Annotated in this window: 11 protein-coding genes; 5 read left to right on the top strand and 6 right to left on the bottom strand. The window is 56.5% G+C overall.

Annotated features, from left to right (window positions below; translation table 11 throughout):
- Positions 1-145: 145 nt before the first annotated feature.
- The 3 genes from ACZ1GU_RS10555 (at position 146) to ACZ1GU_RS10545 (ending at position 4,326) form a co-directional block, all read left to right on the top strand.
- Positions 146-2,011 (top strand): hypothetical protein, encoded by a 1,866-nt coding sequence (locus tag ACZ1GU_RS10555; RefSeq protein ID WP_472647951.1) that lies wholly within the window; start codon positions 146-148, stop codon positions 2,009-2,011.
- An 85-nt stretch (positions 2,012-2,096) separates the two neighbouring features.
- Entirely contained in the window at positions 2,097-4,031 is a 1,935-nt protein-coding gene (locus ACZ1GU_RS10550; protein ID WP_472647950.1) for a TIR domain-containing protein, read from the top strand.
- 34 nt (positions 4,032-4,065) lie between these two features.
- Positions 4,066-4,326 (top strand): hypothetical protein, encoded by a 261-nt coding sequence (locus tag ACZ1GU_RS10545; protein ID WP_472647949.1) that lies wholly within the window; start codon positions 4,066-4,068, stop codon positions 4,324-4,326.
- Between the two features lie 40 nt (positions 4,327-4,366).
- On the opposite strand, the gene ACZ1GU_RS10540 is transcribed toward ACZ1GU_RS10545, so the two are convergent.
- Genes ACZ1GU_RS10540 through ACZ1GU_RS10530 form a run of 3 tightly spaced genes read right to left on the bottom strand, consistent with a single transcriptional unit; the run spans position 4,367 to position 10,894 of the window.
- The gene (locus ACZ1GU_RS10540; protein WP_472647948.1) at positions 4,367-5,512 is read right to left on the bottom strand and encodes a S1 family serine peptidase; all 1,146 of its coding nucleotides are present in this window, start codon (positions 5,510-5,512) and stop codon (positions 4,367-4,369) included.
- Between the two features lies 1 nt (position 5,513).
- Entirely contained in the window at positions 5,514-7,550 is a 2,037-nt protein-coding gene (locus ACZ1GU_RS10535; RefSeq protein ID WP_472647947.1) for a caspase family protein, read from the bottom strand.
- Positions 7,547-10,894 (bottom strand): caspase family protein, encoded by a 3,348-nt coding sequence (locus ACZ1GU_RS10530; RefSeq protein ID WP_472647946.1) that lies wholly within the window; start codon positions 10,892-10,894, stop codon positions 7,547-7,549. Before ACZ1GU_RS10530 ends, ACZ1GU_RS10535 begins: the two co-directional genes overlap by 4 nt.
- 90 nt (positions 10,895-10,984) lie before the next feature.
- Between ACZ1GU_RS10530 and ACZ1GU_RS10525 the strand changes: the two genes are divergently transcribed.
- Positions 10,985-11,560, top strand: coding sequence for a hypothetical protein (locus ACZ1GU_RS10525; RefSeq protein ID WP_472647945.1), 576 nt, complete (start codon positions 10,985-10,987; stop codon positions 11,558-11,560).
- 75 nt (positions 11,561-11,635) lie between these two features.
- Positions 11,636-12,730, top strand: coding sequence for a serine protease (locus ACZ1GU_RS10520; RefSeq protein WP_472647944.1), 1,095 nt, complete (start codon positions 11,636-11,638; stop codon positions 12,728-12,730).
- Positions 12,731-12,750: 20 nt separating this feature from the next.
- Here ACZ1GU_RS10520 and ACZ1GU_RS10515 read toward each other — a convergent pair whose 3' ends face one another.
- The 3 genes from ACZ1GU_RS10515 to ACZ1GU_RS10505 all read right to left on the bottom strand — a co-directional run bounded on the left by ACZ1GU_RS10515 (position 12,751) and on the right by ACZ1GU_RS10505 (position 17,653).
- A complete protein-coding gene (locus ACZ1GU_RS10515) occupies positions 12,751-13,194 on the bottom strand; it encodes an ion channel (RefSeq protein ID WP_472647943.1) in 444 nt (147 codons plus the stop codon).
- 168 nt (positions 13,195-13,362) lie between these two features.
- Positions 13,363-14,493, bottom strand: coding sequence for a tetratricopeptide repeat protein (locus ACZ1GU_RS10510; protein ID WP_472647942.1), 1,131 nt, complete (start codon positions 14,491-14,493; stop codon positions 13,363-13,365).
- A gap of 25 nt (positions 14,494-14,518) precedes the next feature.
- Positions 14,519-17,653 (bottom strand): S8 family peptidase, encoded by a 3,135-nt coding sequence (locus ACZ1GU_RS10505; protein ID WP_472647941.1) that lies wholly within the window; start codon positions 17,651-17,653, stop codon positions 14,519-14,521.
- Positions 17,654-17,961 lie beyond the last annotated feature (308 nt).

The raw sequence follows: 17,961 nt of genomic DNA, 5'->3' as shown, positions 1-17,961 counted from the left end.
TATCGCAAAGCATCCCGTATCGACCGAAGAAACCTTGTCTACGGCGTTGCCGGCAGTCTGTTTCAGTGTGGGGGTAACAGGACATCGGGCGTCGCATCGTATTTTTAACCAGAATGCGAAGCGCATCAGCTCAGTTATTGCTGAATTGTTCGGTCACATCGACGCCGCTGCTAAGAGCGCGCCGAAGGCAATCGAGGCTCAGGATGAGCCGAAAATCCGGCTGCACACGCTGATGGTGGACGGATCAGACCAGCTGGCAGCTCGGCTGGGTCTCGCTTGTGGCTGGGAGCTTGTCAGTCCACTGCCCTTTGGCGAGACCCTCAATCTCGCGATCAATGCTTTACCGAAGACTGTCGAGGACGCCCGACGGTTGCTCGGTGGTAAAGACCCTGTCGATGATGAAACAAAGGCGCGCAGAGACAATATTTCTTCAGTTACACGGAAAGCGCGCCTGTTCGAACTCGCGGACCAAGACGCAGCGATAGAGAGCTTGTTCCTTACCGCTCTCGAATCTCCGGATGATTTCGACAAGGCTCAAGCCTTCGCATTGGAGAGCGCGAAGCGGGCCGAAATGGCGGGTCAGGTTTTGATCGAGCAGGCCGATATATTGGTCGCAGTCTGGGATGGGGCTAGCACCACCAATGTAGGCGGCACGGGACATACCGTCCTTCAGGCGCTGGAGCTTGGAACGCCGGTAATCTGGATCGATCCTGCAAACCCGGAAGACTGGTGCATTCGTCATTCGCCTGAAACCCTCGTAGCGCTCCATTCGAAACGGATGCGCGAAGACCCGATCGGCGCTTTGAAGAAGCATGTGGCAACAACGGTTTACCCGTCAGAGATTGGTTCGTTAGATGAGGACGCGCTGGCGGACCTGAAGACGGAAACCTGGCAGAGTAAGAGCTCGCGCTGGGTCCACGCTTATCGCCGGATCGAAGCTCTCTTCGCCGGGGATGAAGCGCGCTTTCGATCGCTGGTTGTCAAGTATGAGAACCCCGATGAAGTTGCCTCGGGAAGCGGAGCAGAATTGACGGAGGCAATAAAGCAATTGCCCGGCGGTGACGAAGAATTGGCCGACCGGATCGAACGCCAGGCCTTGCAGCCTTTCGCATGGGCAGATGGCGTTTCATCGCGCCTGTCCGATCATTATCGATCGGGCATGGTCGTCAACTTTCTCTTGTCTGCCTTGGCGATCGTTGGAGGTATTCTGTACCTTCCATTGGTCAGTCCCGAGCAGAAATGGGGCTTCGCGCTGTTCGAGTTTCTCGTTCTCGTCGCTATAGTCATCATCACCTATCGCGGGCGCAAATATCGCTGGCATGCAAGATGGTTCGAGACGCGCCGCGTCGCTGAATATTTTAGGCACAGCCCGCTCTTGCTCAGTCTTGGCGTTGCGAGGCCTACGGGGCATTGGCCAAGAGGTGCGGATTCGTCATGGCCGGAATGGTATGTGCGGCAGGCGCTGCGCGGCATCGGGCTGCCAAGAGCCAAAGTCACTGCGCCCTATCTGCGGTCAGTCTTGGAAATGCTCGACCAGCATCACGTCAGCCCGCAGCGTGATTACCATCAGGGCAAGGCGCAGCGGTTGAAGAATATCCATGACAACCTCGATGGATTTTCTGAGTTCCTCTTCAAGCTGGCGCTGATTTCGGTGGCCTCATATCTCGTCCTCAAGGGAGGGGCAGCGGCGGGGCTGTGGGACGGAGGTTTCGTGACCAAGCTCTCCAAGACATTTACAGTGCTCGGTGTGTTGTTCCCGACGCTTGGCGCTTCGATCGCAGGGATACGCTACTTTGGCGATTTTGAGCGCTTTGCCTCGATCTCTGAAGTAACCTCGGAAAAACTCGATGCCATCAGCCGCCGGATCAATGTACTCCTTCAGGCTCCCGATGAGAGGCTCAATTATGGATCTGTTCGCGAACTGGCGCACGCGGCTGATGACGTGGTCTTTGCGGAGATCGAAAACTGGCAGGCTGTTTTCGGAGGCAAGCATATAACGATACCGGTCTAGCTCGCCGGCAAATTTTGGTGCATGGTGAGCGTAATGGGCCGCAATTTCGTTGTTTTCAAAGAGTGGCTCAAGGTGGGGGATAGATATGTCAGACCAAGGCGTTCCAGCGGACGCAAGGGCTTCGACCGTATTCTTCAGCTATTCACGCGCCGATCAGGACAAGGCCAAACCCATCATCGAAGTCCTGGAGCAGGCGGGATATACCGTCTGGTGGGATGGCCTGCTTGAAGGCGGAGAGCGCTTCGCAAATACCACCGAAGCTGCTTTAGACAGAGCACAGGCTGTCGTCGTCCTCTGGACAGAGACATCGGTGAAATCGCACTGGGTCCATGACGAAGCCACAAGGGGGCGTGACAGCGGCCGGCTGGTCCCAATTTCGCTTGGCAGGGCGATGCCGCCGCTCGGTTTCGGCCAATTCCAATGCCTAGATCTTTCGCAGTCCAATTTCACCGCATCCGATCCTGACATGATCAAAATGGTGCGCGCTGTGGCCGCCATGCATAGTGAAGATGCACCTGCTATAAAGGCTCCTGCGGCGCGCTCGCAGGCGGGCGTTTCTCGGCGTACAATCATGATCGGCGGGGGCTTGGCTGCCGTCGCGGTTGCAGGCGTAGGAGCCTGGCAGAGCGGGCTTTTCACGCTAGGTGCCGGAGGTGAAGGGATTGCGGTGCTGCCCTTCAAAAATCTCAGCGGTGAAGAAGAGCAAGACTACTTTTCTGAAGGTCTGACCTCGGAAATCAGAAGCCGCCTTTCGCGCAATGCTCTTCTGGAGGTAGTCGGTCAGACGTCATCAAATGAGTTTCGCAACTTTGAAGGTGGCGCGCGGGAGATTGCGTCCAAGCTCGGGGTGTCGTTTTTGCTGGAAGGCAATGTCCAGAAGGCGGACGATACGATCAAAGTTACCACGGATTTGAGTGACGACCGCGATGGCTCGAGCCGTTGGAGCCAGAGCTTTAAAAGGCCGCTGACGGACATTTTTGCAGTCCAGTCAGAGATTGCGCAGGCTGTGGCATCGGCTCTGGCAGCGGCAATCGAAGGCAATGACCAGGGCCAAGCCGAGTTGGGCGGAACCAAGAGCATTGCGGCGTTCGATGCCTATTTACGAGGCAAGGACCTATACGAATCTGCAGCAGATGAAGCCTCTGACAGGCTTGCGCTCGCCAAGTTTGATGAGGCGCTATCGATTGACCCAGCCTATGCCGCTGCGGCTGCTGCTCGCTCGCGCACACTGGTCCTGATTGCGAATTTGTATGCAGCCTTCGAGGAGCGCTCCCGGCTTTATGACGAGGCCGTGGTGACAGCCCAAAAGGCAACTGAACTGGCACCGGATTTTGCCGATGGCTATTCGGCGCTGGGTTGGGCGTATTCGAACGGAAAGCTCGATATGAAATCGGGCAGGGCGGCATTTCAAAGATCTTATGAACTCGGGGCAGGGGATGCGGATACCGTTGCCCGCTTCGCAAGGTTCAGTTCGAAGATCGGAGAGTATGCTGCTGCGAATGAAGCGATCACCCGTGCGGCGCAGTTGGATCCGCTCAACTCTCGGGTATTTCGAGCTAGTGGAGAGATCCATTTCTTTGGTCGTCAATACCAACTCGCAATCCCTGAATTTCAGCGTGCGCTGGCGATCAGGCCTGATGACGGCACCTACCATTCGCAATTGGGCCTAACGCAATTGATGCTGGGCGATCTCGACAGCGCTTACGCATCTTTTTCGCAGGAAATGAGCAATGTTCGGCGGCTGCCGGGATATGCGATCATCGCCCACAGGCGCGGAAACCAATCGGAGGCGGAGGCTCATCTCGCCGATCTGATCGCTGAATATGGCGACAAGAGCCATTACCAATATGCGCAGGTCTATGCGCAGTGGGGGGATCAAGATCGAGCTGTTCAAGCGCTTGAGAAGGCTTGGGAACTGCGTGACGGTGGATTGGCAGCGCTTTACGTCGACCCGTTATTGGAGCCGGTTCGTGAGCGAGGCGAATATGGCAAATTGGTAAGCGCGATGGGTTTCGTGTAAAAGACGTGTAGTCTGCGAGTAGAGGGGAAAAATTATGCGCAAGACGATTTTCATTTCGGCACTTTTGTCAGCATCATTGGGTTTGTCTGCCTGCAATCAGGCAGCAGACGATGGCAGCGAGGATACCACCGCCGCGTCCGACGATCGCACCGGCGAAGATGATCGATCTGGTGAAGATGATCGTACTGGTGAAGATGATCGCACCGGCGAGGATGATCGCACCGGCGAGGATGACCGAACAGGCGAAGATGATCGTACTGGCGAAGATGATCGCACCGGCGAGGACGACCGTTGATCTTGACCTAGCTCCTCGGAGCTTTGGTCACTTTTCGGAGTTACCGTTCCTGCTGCGCTGGCTCTGGCCAAGTGCTGACGGTTGACGTGCGCGCCGCCTGCTTGGCTTGAGCAATCCAGTCTGCATAATGAGAAACACGGACATAAACCGCAGGTAGTCCGGGCGCTCCGCAGCCTTTGCCTAGCGAGACGAGACCAACTAGCCGGCGCTCGCCACCATTCTCAAGGCGGGTCAGGGGGCCACCACTGTCTCCCTGACAGCTGTCCTTGCCGGTGCCGACCGTTCCGTCTTCGATTACAGCGCCCGCGCAGAGGCTGCCTTGACCGAAGTCGGCGAAGTTATCCTCGCACATGGCATCGTCGAGATAATTGATCGACAATTGCTGGAGAGCAGCCGGCTTTCGTTGGAGCTCTCCCTGGCTGTCGCGCAGACGCTCCCAGTCGCGGTTCGCGTTGCGCTGCCCCATGTAACCCCAGCCGGTAACCCTGAGTTCTTCCTGCTCGTCAAAACCGCGATCGCTTGGCTGCATTAACGCAATAGGCTCTAACCGGCCATCAGCGAGTAGCGCATCCAGCCGCTGCTGCGTTTTCGCATCGTCAGACAAGCGGATCAGCGCGATGTCATCCATCTTGTCGGCCTTGGAATAGCCGGAGTGAACAACAACCGATCCAATCGAGAACTTGTCGTCCTGCACAGTCAGGTTCTGGGTGCCGAGTATGATATGGCGATGTTTGATCGCATCGCTATCCGTGCCATTGGGCGCCTTGATCCCAACGACGCAGTGCGCAGCAGTGACGATCCAGCCATCACCGATGTAAGAACCACCACACTTGTGGGCGAGCTCAAAATCCTCACGCTCAGCCAGATAGCTTTTGCACTCGTCTCCGTCGTCAAGGGTGGCGTCAAACCTGCGCTCGGCTTCGCTATAATCCGGTTCGGACATGATCGCGATTTGCCACGGAGCTGAACCTGGCCGCGCAGGTTCCCCGCCAACAACCCGCCCGCCGCTCTCTTTTTCGAGCCGCGCCTGACAACGCTCGCGACGTGATGAGCCTTGCGCGTCTGCTGTCTTGGAACCGGCCTTGGCTCCCTCGTCTGACGTGGCCGCTGGCTGGCAGGCGGAGAGCGCTCCCAATGCCAGCGCAATCATTCCAAGCGAAGCGAAATGTGCAATTCGCATCTTCATTCTAATTCACCAATGCCGAAGAGACTGTTGCAAGCCACTTGTCGATTGCCGCCACAGAAGTATCGCGCGTGCCTTTGCTCGCGGAGCACAGCAGCCTTTCGAGCGGCGTTGTGCACGCAGTGATATCGCGTGTGCCGCTGCCGCTTTGTTGGAGGGCGTCGACCCGAATGCGTTGATCGCTGGCAATGGTCACAAAGCGATAATTGCCCGGCTGGGCGAAAGAGATCGGTCCGCGCCGATAGGGACGGTTGGGCTCGATCTTGCCATCGTTTTCGCCAGCCGCTGGCAAAACCTGAATGACGCTGTTCAAGGGATCGACGGCAAGCACATAGATAAACGAAGGTTCTCTACTGCGATTGATGACCGTTACGAAGGTCATGTCGCCCATCTCAATCTTGCGTATTCCGCCATCATCAGGCTCGGGACAGGCGCCCGGTCGATAGCCTTCCTGCGCGATGCAGAATTCCACCGGCCCCACATCGCTGACGGCATCGCCTGATCGGCTGGTGGTCCTGAGCGCCAACAATTGATTGACCCGCGCGATCTTGATGAGTTCGGCCTCAAGTCGCGCTGGGAACTTTGCGTCATTCGGATCGCCCAGCTCGGCATAAAGCATGCCGTCGCTTGCCTGAAGCAGCGCCGCAGAAGGGTCGTTTGGCGCGGAGACAATCTGGATTGCGCCGTCAGCTGAGGATTGTGCAAATTCGATTTTGGCCAATGCTTCGTCAGCGATGGCCGCTATCGGAGCGTTGCTAAGACGGTTGCTCACCTGGAGGCTTTCAGGCGGCAGGAAATGCGCGATCTCTTCTGCGAAAAGCTGGGATGGCAATGGTTCGCCTGATGCGTCTTCTACCTCCAGGCGTGCCGACGTGGGTGTGAGCGAAACGATCGCAGCCGCAGCAACCGAATTCTCGCGTGCGACAGCGTCACTTTGCGAGCGATAGAGTGCGAAACGCGATCCTTTAGTCATTCCTGAAAGCGATCCCGCTGAAAGCGTGACCTCGCTTCCATCAGACACGGCGTCGAACACCATGGTCGATCCCGCCTGTGCCCCAAGAGCAGCGGTCAAGGCTCCCTCAGCGGACGGCACTTGCGCAGTATGCCCCTTGCGCGCAACCCTCAGCCGAACTTCGCGAATAATGTCCCCGAAGCTGGCATGTCGCATAGCGGGCATGCGAAGTGTTTCAATCAGCGCATTCGTGAAGAGACCGGCTCTCTCGCCGACTTCGCCGCTCACAGCTTCTTGCGCTTCCTGCCCATCTTGGGCGGCGGCGAGATGCACCCAGTAGCCGCTTGCTTCAGAGGCTGTCGCACTCGACTGTTCTTGCAAATCAGGGGGAGGGGCGACGGTCGACACAGGAACGCTGCGGGACTGACCATTTGCGCCATCACGTGTTGCTGTCCCAGAATTACAGCTATCAAATATCGAGACGAAGTAGATACCTTTTGCCGTCGCGCGGTCCTTGCGGAGCTTCAATTCGATATCGAATATTTCCCCTGGCGAGCCATCGGGGTTGCGCGCGTCGTAAGGCAGAATTGTCCCATTATAGCCTGAATCCTGATCATAGTTTTCATCGTCGCGATATTGCGAGCCATGCCCCGCGAAATAGAAGATCAGCGTATCGCCTGCTTCGAGCGTATCGATCTTGCGGTCGAGCGCAGAGAGGATTGCTTCGCGCGTGGCGCAGGCATCCAGCAGGGTCTCTGACAGGTCGTTTTCGGACCGGCATTCGGTTTCGGGCGCCTGGTCAAGTTCCAGGCCGTACAGCTCACCAAGTGCAGATTTAAAGCGTCGGGCATCCCCGACGGCCCCTCGCAGATCGTTGAATTCGGCTGAGCGGAGCTGAGCGCGGGAGAACTGATAATTGTCGACACCGACAAACAATCCGTAAACGTTTTCCAGTGGCTCCCCTGCAAGCGGCGTCGAATTCTCCGGGACGCTCACGGCCTGATAGGGCTCAACCGTTTCCTCCGATGAACAGCCTTGCGATATCAGGGCGAGGCCGGCCAAATAGACGAAGGATAAAGCCCGCTTCATGGTCTAAGGCTCCGCAAAATTGTTTTGTGCGGAAGAACGTTGAAGTTGAAAAGCGACGGTTCCTGCACCCTCTTGCTAGTCCATCCTTCTGGTTGATCGTGGAAAACCAAGGTGCGCGCAGCCAGCCCTGCGACGCGTGGATCAGACTGCATGTCTGGCAGGCGCTCGACCGCGTAGGTCAGCCATTCGGTCAGCAGAATTTGCCCATCGTCATCAAGATCAGCCATACCCCCGCTCGCGTTGATCCCTTCTGCGGCGAGCGCATAGGTTAAGAGACCATGGCTCAAGCTCGCATCTTCGACCGCTACGTCGTCAGCTTGCGTCGCAGTAAGGATCAACACCCCCTTATCAAAGGCCAGTTGACCCAGACCGGGATCACCAAGCGGGCCCGGCTTGAATGTCCCGTTTTCGACACTCGCAGCTGAATGGCACGCATCAATCACCAGCGCCATCGTGCCAGCGTCAATATTGCTCATCCAGGTCGCAAGCTGGACGGAGGAGACGAGGCTATCGGTATCTGGAGTACCGGCCTCATCGGACCAGACCGCGTTCGATGTAACGATGAAAAACTCGTCCGTTTCGTCGGTCCAGCCATGCCCTGCATATGAGATGATCACCAAGTCATCCGGCGTCGCTTGCTCCAGCATAGAGGCATCAATGCCGACGCTCATCAACCGCGCGCGCGCATCACTGGCGTCTTCCACCGAGAGAACCTCAAGCAGGTCGCGAAAGACAGAAGGGTCAATGAAATCGGGCTGGTTCGCAGCCAAGCCCACCTCTTGCTCGCTGGGATCCGATGAGGTTGTGTCACCCAGGGTGCGCACGGCCAGTCTGCGCATCTCATATCCCGGAATCTGGTTGAGGCTTTCCGCCATCAATACTGCGTCGTTCCCTGCAAAATTGAGATTGAGACGAGCTTCTTGATAGTGGTCGATGCCGATTGTGAGCACATAGGCTCTCGGCACGCGCCGCTCGACCTGAGGTCGTTCATAACGGAAGAAGGCAGTCTCAGATTTGATGCGGTCTTCATTGAAGGCATACGCTGTGAAGACCGGGGATGTGTCAATGTCTGCCTCGCTCGTACCCAGCGACACGGTGCTGGTCAGGCGAACGGTGCCGTTTGAGTCGATTGTTCCGGACTGGATCGCATTTGCGCTTCGCCAGTCGGCGAGATCAGCCTGCTGCTCGCCTTTGCTGGAGGGCTGGCGAAACACCAACTGATGATTGCGAAATACGCGCGGATCAAATACCCACGGCAAGTCTTCTTCATCCGAACCAGGCGACAAATCACGGCGGATTTCAACTGTGACAATCGCTTCACTGGGGACTTCACCCGGCTGGACATCGACAATCGCGACCTTAGGCAATTGCCGGTTGAGATAGGCAATCGGTTTGGTTGGTTCGAATGTGCCTGCGCAATTCTCGTCGACCGAACACGCGATCCACCGCTCGGTCAGGCCGGGTGTGTAATAGTCGCGACTGAAAGCATCCGGGTTAAGCGAGACAAATGGCTGATCCGGAACAAGCCAGCGAAACTTCGCACCATAGGGATGAACATTGCTGTCATATCGCCCATCTGGCGTGACCGCGAGAAAACCCTGATCGTCGAAGAAATAGGTAGTTAGCACGATCGACCAATCGCGCGTATCCCACAGCCTCAACCCCTCTTCGGCAGAGAATGCCCAAAATAGAGGCTTGTCTGGGAAGAAGCCGCCGGAGGAGACATTGCCAAACTCCAGCGAGGGCAAGAGCTCTCCTCCGGCAAAGTCAAGCAGCCCGATCGCGTCATCGGCTTCGCCTGCGACTGCGAACAGGTCTCCTTTCTGGTTCAGTACTGTGGTGTCGAGCGTTGAAATTTCCATCGGGCCCCAATCATCGGTGGCCAGTTGCCAGCGAAATACCTGCCCGTTTCCTGAGACAAACACGTCTTCCCCGTCAGCGGAAAACGTGACCATCTCGGTGTATGCCAGATCCTCAAAAGTTCGGCTGAAAAGTAGTTGGCCAGTCTCGGCATCGAGGATGTGGCCGATCAGCGCAAAACCGCCTTCGTCAGAGCTGTTTGCCTCCGTCACTGCCAGCAACGAACCGTCCGCGGAGATTTCAATCAGATCAATGGCTCTGCTATCTGCTAGCTCGCTAGGTCCAAAGCTGCTCCATTGTTGAGATTGAGCGCTATACTTTTGTAAGCCCCAGCCACCCTGGGGAAAGGACCGGCAGATTTGCTGACCCGCTCCGACAAAGCCGCCATCGGCAACAGCGACCAGATAGCATCGCGGCTCAATCCGATCTTCAATTTCACCGCCCTGTGCCTTGACCACGATAGCATCGGGAGCAGGTCCCTGATCTGGAGCGCCATCGCGCATGCCATCATTGGGGGCGGAGGTTTCAGTTACGACGAAGCGTTCGTCTGATAGCCACTGGATGTCGCTGTAGTCTCCGATGATTTTGACCTGCGGCTCGAATGTCGCGGTCTGAATATCGTAAATCTCGATAATCGACTGCTCGAAGCCGGACTCCTCATCATCAATCATTTTGTCGTTGGTCATCGCGAGCCAACGCCCCGTGGGTGAGAGCGTGGCCGCATCATATTTCTGCATCGGCTGATGGAGCAGCTCGCGGCGCGATCCGTCCACCATGTTGGTCAGAACGAGGCCGCCTTCCGGGATCCCCCCTTCTTCGAGTTCCGAAGGGACGGGGAGCCGGGCCAGCGTCCAAATGCCATCGGGAGAATCAGGCAGAGGTGGTAGGCCGACTATCGCATCTTCGGGCGTGTCGAATAGCTCGTCGTCATTTTCAAACACCGCTTCGAGGGCATCGACCGCGGCTTCGATATTGTCCTGCTCCAAATCGACGTTTGGATCAGACGTAGATTGCGCGATTTCGACCGTGCGTTCTTCCAGATTCAGCTCGTATCGCATGCTGCGGGGAGCCGCATATTCGCCCTCGGCAACGTATAGTGCTGACAGCCCCTCTATCACGACCGTGTTCCCGTCGGGCGACACTTCCATCCCGCTCAATCGCAACAGGGCGCCTGTCCTGCCATTTTCGGCGGGCATCCTGATGCGGTCGACAATGTTACCGCTCGCCACCTCCCAAATTGCGATGGAGCGTGTCGGCCCAACTGCGGTCACGATGTATTCGTTATCAGGGGTCCACGCCGCGACCTCTATCCCTTTGGTCGGCAGACTCTGGAGAACGATTTTGGGTCGTAGCTCGACTGGGGTAGGGGCAAATTCGCGTGTGGGCTTGAATTCTTCGACTGGCGTGCATGAGATGAGCGCAGCCAGGCACAGCGCTCCAATAATTATGCGGACATTACTGTAAGCATTTGAAATAAATGCCATTATCTGTCCCTCACCACGTTGTTTTACATGCTTTCAAACCTGTCCTATCCTGTCAAGGGTCGCAGGTGATTTCTAACTTGGGGAGTGAGCATGCTTCGACCGAGGATTCTGGCGCTGTTACCGGCCTGCTTTGTGCTGAGTGCAAACTCGCAGCAGGCAGATATTGAACCATTGATGCTTGCGACCGGGTCCGGCTACTTCTCTGCAATTGGAACTCTGGTTCCTGAGACAGGCAAACACATCGACCGGGCCCGCCGTGACCACCCAGAGATCAAAGTTCTGATTATGCAGTTCGTGCCCGGCTCGGACGATGACAACGACTATATGGATGCTGCGTGGAAGCTGCACCGTGATGGTTTCACCACAGTAATCCCTTCGGACGGATTGGTTGCCTCTGGCGGCACGGACTTCTTCCTCGCTGGAAAACGCCGGATCATTGAACCGGGGGCATGCGTCGGCGTCCACAGCTGGGAAGATGGAGAACCGCCGGCATATCAAGCGACCGATCTCCCGCGCGACCATGAGGACCATCAGGACTTTCTGAGCTTCTTCAATGCGATCGGCGTATCGTACCGAATTCTATTGGTTTACGATCTCAGCAGCGCCTGCCGACGGCATGCACTGGATGTCCCCGGCGGAGATAAACCGTTTCCAAATGAGTTCTGAGCCTGTTGCTCTCGACGATGAGAGCCCCGCGGACCGCGCTGCCAGATGCAACAGAAGAGCGAGCGGATTGTGATAATGAAGAAGTCTCTTGGAATGCTGGCCATTATGGCCATGGCTGCCGGCCAACCCGGGCATCCTCCGCCACCGCTGGAAGAAGAGCGGTTTGATCCCAACGTGCTGCCTGAGCATGAAGGTGATGAATATCCCAATCGCCGCGCAAAACCGATCATTCGAGGTTCGGAAGCACCACCCGGGACTGCCCCATGGCAGGTGCAGATCTATTCAACGGTGCCCTATACTGCGGCTGAAAAGGCACGCGATGCCCGGCTCTCACCGATTGCCGCGAACAACCGGAATGGCGAGCAAAAGAAGTATCTCAACGAGCGAAACGAATACGAACTGAACCACCGATGTGGCGGCGCATATTTGGGTGAACTCTGGATCGTGACCGCCGCGCATTGCGTGTTTGGAAAGCCCTTCGACGGCGACAGAGTGCGCAAGGTTCTGACGGACCGGCGGGTGAGGATGGGAACGCAATCGCTGACGTCAGGAGGCGCCACTTATCCGATCGATGCAGTTGTGATCCATCGCAAATACAAGCCGGGCATCAAGAAGCATGATATCGCCATGATAAGAATTTCCACTCGCGGAAAACGGGGGTCGATCAAGTCTGGCCAGCTCAAGAGCATCAAGCTTTTCAAGCGAGACATTCATGGAGAGGCATCACTCAAAGAGCGACCGCTATTTGTCTATGGCTGGGGCGTCACCGGACCGCTTGAAGTCGGTGCTGAAAACCTGCGTCTCGACAAGGACGGTAATATCCAGCGCTCACCGTCGAAGTTGCAATATGTTCCGGTGAACTATCTCTCTCTTAAAGCTTGTAGGAGATATTCGGACCTCAAGCGAAGCCTCGCGTCTGGCATGATCTGCGGCCTGGGGTGGGCGCGCCCGCAGGAATCCGATGTCTATGGCGACTCATGCCGAGGTGACAGCGGCGGGCCTTTGATCCAACGCCGGTCAAACGGCCTTGCAAGGCTCGTCGGCTTAGTGTCCTGGGGCAAGGGCTGCGGGTCTGAAAAGCTCCCGGGCGTTTATGTTGATGTATCGCATTACGCGCTTTGGATTGAGACCGCGCAGGTCGGGGTTCGGCCCGGAGTATGGCGCAGGTAAAAAGGGCTGCTACTCTTTGCTCAATCGTCTGTTTCTTCGCGCGCCCACAATCGCTCCATCATCAGATAGGTGAAGGAAGCGCTCCACGCGATGAGGAGCAGGCCGGCCAGCGCCTCGATCCCTGCGACCATTCGCATTGCGCCGTCAGGCGCGATGTCGCCAATCCCCAGCGTCGAATAGGTGGCGATAGAGAAATAGAAATAGTCGACGGCAGTGGAGTGATAGGCGCCTGAAAGCTGTCCTAAGCCCACATTGCCCATGGCATAGAATGCTGCTGCGAAAAGCGCGATTTCAACCACGTGGGTCAAGAAGATCACCGTCATTATGATGATCATCGGACGTTTCACTGCAAGATCCGGCTTTGAGAAATGGCGGCTCATTGAGCGCAAAACAGCCAAGTGCAGGCAAAGGCTCGCCGCCACCAGGAGGAACGAAATCAAAGTACCGGCGATGACCTGACCCACTCAATCCCCCATGTGCGGCGACGATTGAGCGCGCCAGCATGACTTTCATTGAGCGTTACGTTTGCAGCAAATCATTTGCCACGCAAGGGATGCGGCCTGCAAGCACAGGCTTCCCGAAAACCGAGTTGCGGCTTTGTTTGCGCCGCAAATTGGAGGGTCGTCGACTTCTTAGCGGCTTGCTTGACCAATGCCCTTCAGGCGAAGCTCCTGAGCTTGGAGATTGATGCGCTCGTATGCGGCGACGTGAAGTCCAGCGCGTTCGTTTTCATTGCTCTGCGCATAGATCTGAGCGGCGGTATCGTGGAAGTCCCTGAACAGCGCGTCTGTCTTGTCGAGGGGCTGGTCGGCAAACGTTTGAGCGATATGGCTTTCGGCAGCCTCGATGTTGCCGCGCTGCAGCTCGACCTGTGCGAGCACACCGTGAGCGAACGGCTGCCAGCGCGGAGCATGCTCTTCGCAAAGCGCAAGCGCTCGCTGAGCGGTTGCTTCTGCTTTTTCCACCATGCCATGCTGGACCTGCGTTGCAGCCAGGTTGGTGAGGATGCGCGCTTCAAGTAGCGGGCTCGACATCTTCTTCGCGATGGCCAGCGACTTTTCGAATTCCTGTTCGGCTTCGTCAAATTGCTCAAGGCCTCTGAGGGCATTGCCAATATTATTGTGAGCCGACAGCGAAAGTGGACCTTCGTCGGTGAAGATTTCGACCGCCTGGCGATAGTAACCCAGGACCTTCTCGAATTCGCGCGCCTTGGAATACAGCGATCCAATATTCTGGAGAACGATTGCGCGGCTGCGCAAATCACCGAGGGTGGCGTAGCGATCACTTGCGAGTTCGAAATGGGTCAGAGCTTCTTCGAACTCTCCGGCGCGAGCCTTGGATGACGCAGCCGAACGCAAAAGGTCGGCATAGATCTTTTCTTCTCTGAACGATGCAGAGGCCTCTGCAAGCGCAGCGTCTAACAGGCTCGAAGCTTCATCGCCGCGATTGAGCCGCATCAGCGCTTCACCTTCGAGCCAACGAGCCGTCAGGCTGTTGCGCGCTGACACTCGGGAATCGCCATCCACTGAAACCTTCGCTTCACGCGCTAGGTTCAAGGCTGTAGCCGGATCGGCCATCATCTGCGATTTTGCCCGTGCGATCGTGCTCTCGAAACCGTCAGTGCCGAGATCGCTACCTGCAATGGCCGGTGTAGAAAGGCCGAGGAACATAGTAGCAGCCAATGTCGCAACCGCTTTGTTCGCACCCTTAATCATGCCCAGTTTTCCCTCAATTTTCGCTTGATCGACGTTATTGTTTGTCATCGCTCTGATACCCCTTAGCCCCATCTCAGAACCGCAAACCGAAGTTTGCGCCGACCATAAAGTTTGCTTCTTCACCCTGAACACCGTCGCTAATGTAGCGACCGATCAAGCCGAACTCGGAATTTCGGCTGACAGGTGCGGCATAGACCAGTTCCGCAGTATGGCGGCGCTTGGTCTCGATTCCGATCGTCTGCGTGACGACCCCGCGCTCTCCGGTCAGGCGATTGACCACCTGCTCACTGCTGAATTCCAGCTCGCCGCGGTCAATGTTGAGCGGCTGGCCAATCGAGACCCGCAGAAGATCGCTTTCCCCGATCAATCCACGTTTGTTGATCGAGAATTGGCCGGCAGTGCTGAGCGTGCGCTGCGATGTTGCGAGTAACTGTCCTTCGTCAACCTCTGTTGCGCCGCCGGTTGCTGAAAGGCCCAATGAGAACCCTTCGCCCAGATTCATCGAAGCGGTGAGCGTGAGTGCATCGGTTTTTGACCCTTCGCCGAGGAAGGCATCGATACCCGTTTGGTTTCCAAGGATAGCATCCTTCTCAGTCAAACGGGTCCATTGCGCATCGACGGTGAGACCGTCGGCGATCTTTTGCTGAATACCCACGGTGAAGGCCTCGGCCTTGCGAGCACCAAGCTGACGCTGGATCGAGCGTTCAATTTCAGAGACGCCTTCGAGGTCTTCCCAGTCCTCGTTCTCTTTGCTGTAGCCAAAGCTCACCGTCGTCGACGTTGCGAGCTTGTATTGTGCCTGGGCAAACATTTCACCCGAAGCAAAGCCAAGTACCGGGTTCACACCGCCGGTCACCGGATTGTGATCGCTGATCATGCCAAACTCGCCGCCGGAAATGGCAAGCGCGCCTTGGCCCTGACCCACGGTGAACGACACCACGCCCGTTGGATCGGTCAGCGTAGCGGCGTTGTGGACAGGGCGTACTGCGCCGTCTTGGCCGAAATTCGGTGCAATCGCATCAAAGCGCATGCTCCATTGGCCGCTCGTCTCAGCCAAGCTGGAGTGGACTTGCGAAATACCGGCTTTCCCGTTTCCGTTCTTGTCCTTGCCGCCGCTGAGTAACCATTTCGCAAAACGACCGCCTACGAAATCTTGCAGCCTCTGCTGGCCGTTGCCAAGCTCATCAGTCGATTGACCACGCGTCAAAGAGGACATTGGGATTGCAAAGTCACGGTGGGTACTGCCGATGTCCTCAAACGCCGTGAAGAAGACACCATTGGTTTCCCACCATGTCGGGATGCCCAGACTGAGAAGCTGCGCTGGGTTTAGCGACTCATCTTTCCAACCAGAGCCTTCGCGCTTGTAGAGCTTGAACTTCATCTGGTTGAAGTCGAGTGGCGATTGCGAAGCGGCCACATCAAGCAGTCCCCAACCATATACTTCATCGGGGCCTGGTGCGCCCAAATCTTGGGCCGAGCGGAAGATGATCTCGGTCGTTTCAAGGGGTTTCTTGGAGAGCCATGGCCAGCGGTCATGCAGCAGCGAAACCGCGCCAGAAACTAGCGGGGCAGCGAATGACGTGCCCGAGTGACGCACAACGCCGCCTTTGCCGTCGGACATTAGGATCAATTCACCAGGCGCGACGATGAAGCGCTTGAAGAACTCGTTGCCTTCCTTGATCTGTCCGTCATCTAACAGGACGGCGCTGCCTGGCCGGTTCGAGAAGGAAGAAATCTGGCCATCCGGGCGAACCGAACCGACGAGGATCAAGGCGAGCTTTTCCGGGTCTTTGAGTTCGACATTCGCTGTCTGGCTGATGCCTTCATTGCCGGCAGCGATCACGAAGACCGTCTTGTTGTGTTCAGACTTAATCTTGTCGTGCCGCAGGACGTCCGCCATGCCTTGCGCGAGGACCCAGCCCTTTTCGCCAAGCGACAGGTTGATTATGCTCACCTGCCCCGTTTCGTTCAAATCATGACGATCGAGATCGAACAAACTTATGATGCCGTTGGTGACATCTGTGTAAGAGGCAGTGCCATCTGCTGTGAATGGATTGTAGCTCGCGATGTTCACGCCTGGCGCGATGCCCATCACACCTTGGCCGTCATGCTCGCCTGCGATCAAGCTGGCCACGCCCACTCCGTGACCACCAACCGCGCTGTTGTAACCACCCGACCAGATGACGTTGGTCCCTAGGTCTGCGTCGGCGGCAAAGCTGCCATCGACGATGCCGATAATGGTCCCTTTTCCTCGGCCTTGGATCTGTGTGATTGCTGGGGTCCAATTGACCGTATGCATCCAGTGATCGACAGCATCGATGCCGGAATAGCCGGTCAGCGTATCGTGCCAATCGAGGAATAGTTTGGCCCGGTCGCCAGCAGACTTACCAGCGAGTGAGGTCTTATTTTTCAGATCAACGCCATGACGAGCGAAAATCTCGGTGACCAGGTCGTTGCGGAATGACTTACCCGTTTCGGCTTCATATTTGGCACCAAACTGAGTCTCGGCCTCATCAATCATTGCGCCGAGCGCTTTTAGAATCCGATTTGGTGTACCATCGTATTCGAGGAAATATCGTCCGCCATCACGTTCATACTTTAGCGCGCTCCACACCTCGTCAGCGTTTGCCATCGACGCGCTGTTTGCTGCCCAGAACTCGCCTAGCAACTTCAGGTTGGTCGCATCAAAAGCGCCGATGTCACCATAGAAAGCATCGATATCGCCCCAAAACGCGCCGATATCGCCGTAGAATGGGCTGATGTCTCCGTAGCGTGCGTTTACATCACCTTCGAACGGATTGATGTCTCCATAGAAGGGGTTGATGTCGCCGTAGAACGGATTGATGTCACCCCAGAAAGCATCGATGTCACCATAGAAAGCGTCGATGTCGCCATAAAAAGCGTCAATGTCACCATAGCGTGGAGTAAGGGTCCGAGGCGTTACGATACCGGCATTCGCTTGGATGTTGATCTGCGGCGCGACTTGTAAGGCAGGCACGGTAAGCGGCGTGTCAGTGTTAACGGATGCTAACGTGATCGCGTCAGTGGATTTGAGCTCACTAATATCGAGCCATGGCTCAGCTGCATCCCGGTCAATAGCAGCGTCATTCTCAGGCATCACATGCGCATCGCTCTCGCTCGCATGCGCCGAAGTGGCGAGCGAAACGGCAACGGCAAATGTCGCGGTGCTGAAAAACAATGACTTCATCAGTTCAATCCATCGGTTATTGGGAGCAAATTGCTCCAGTCACGCCCTTGGATTAGCCGATGAGGTTCTCGAGTTGGGTTTGCGGAGAAGGTTAAAATTGAAAGAATTTTGAACGATTTATGAAGGTGGCAATTGCACCTGAAAATATGGCTGTTTGAGCGGATCGCGCCGCTTTCGATCGTTAAGGGCGAGTAAAGTAACCCTGTTGCGGCAAATCTGCCCAAAAATGATTGGTAACTGTTTTGACGGTTCGGATGACCTTGACGAGCGGGAATGCCTAACCGCTACAATCCTGCGATTCGGGGGCA

The sequence above is a fragment of the Erythrobacter sp. HA7-11 genome, assembly GCF_055693605.1.
Note: the sequence above shows the minus strand (reverse complement) of the source record. Positions and strands in the feature narration are given on the sequence as shown.

Excerpts from the sequence above, each read along its gene's own strand:
- ACZ1GU_RS10550 (WP_472647950.1), top strand. The coding sequence starts at position 2,097 with ATGTCAGACCAAGGCGTTCCAGCGGACGCAAGGGCTTCGACCGTATTC.
- ACZ1GU_RS10545 (WP_472647949.1), top strand. The coding sequence starts at position 4,066 with ATGCGCAAGACGATTTTCATTTCGGCACTTTTGTCAGCATCATTGGGT.
- ACZ1GU_RS10540 (WP_472647948.1), bottom strand. The coding sequence starts at position 5,512 with ATGAAGATGCGAATTGCACATTTCGCTTCGCTTGGAATGATTGCGCTG.
- ACZ1GU_RS10535 (WP_472647947.1), bottom strand. The coding sequence starts at position 7,550 with ATGAAGCGGGCTTTATCCTTCGTCTATTTGGCCGGCCTCGCCCTGATA.
- ACZ1GU_RS10530 (WP_472647946.1), bottom strand. The coding sequence starts at position 10,894 with ATGGCATTTATTTCAAATGCTTACAGTAATGTCCGCATAATTATTGGA.
- ACZ1GU_RS10525 (WP_472647945.1), top strand. The coding sequence starts at position 10,985 with ATGCTTCGACCGAGGATTCTGGCGCTGTTACCGGCCTGCTTTGTGCTG.
- ACZ1GU_RS10520 (WP_472647944.1), top strand. The coding sequence starts at position 11,636 with ATGAAGAAGTCTCTTGGAATGCTGGCCATTATGGCCATGGCTGCCGGC.
- ACZ1GU_RS10510 (WP_472647942.1), bottom strand. The coding sequence starts at position 14,493 with ATGACAAACAATAACGTCGATCAAGCGAAAATTGAGGGAAAACTGGGC.
- ACZ1GU_RS10505 (WP_472647941.1), bottom strand. The coding sequence starts at position 17,653 with ATGAAGTCATTGTTTTTCAGCACCGCGACATTTGCCGTTGCCGTTTCG.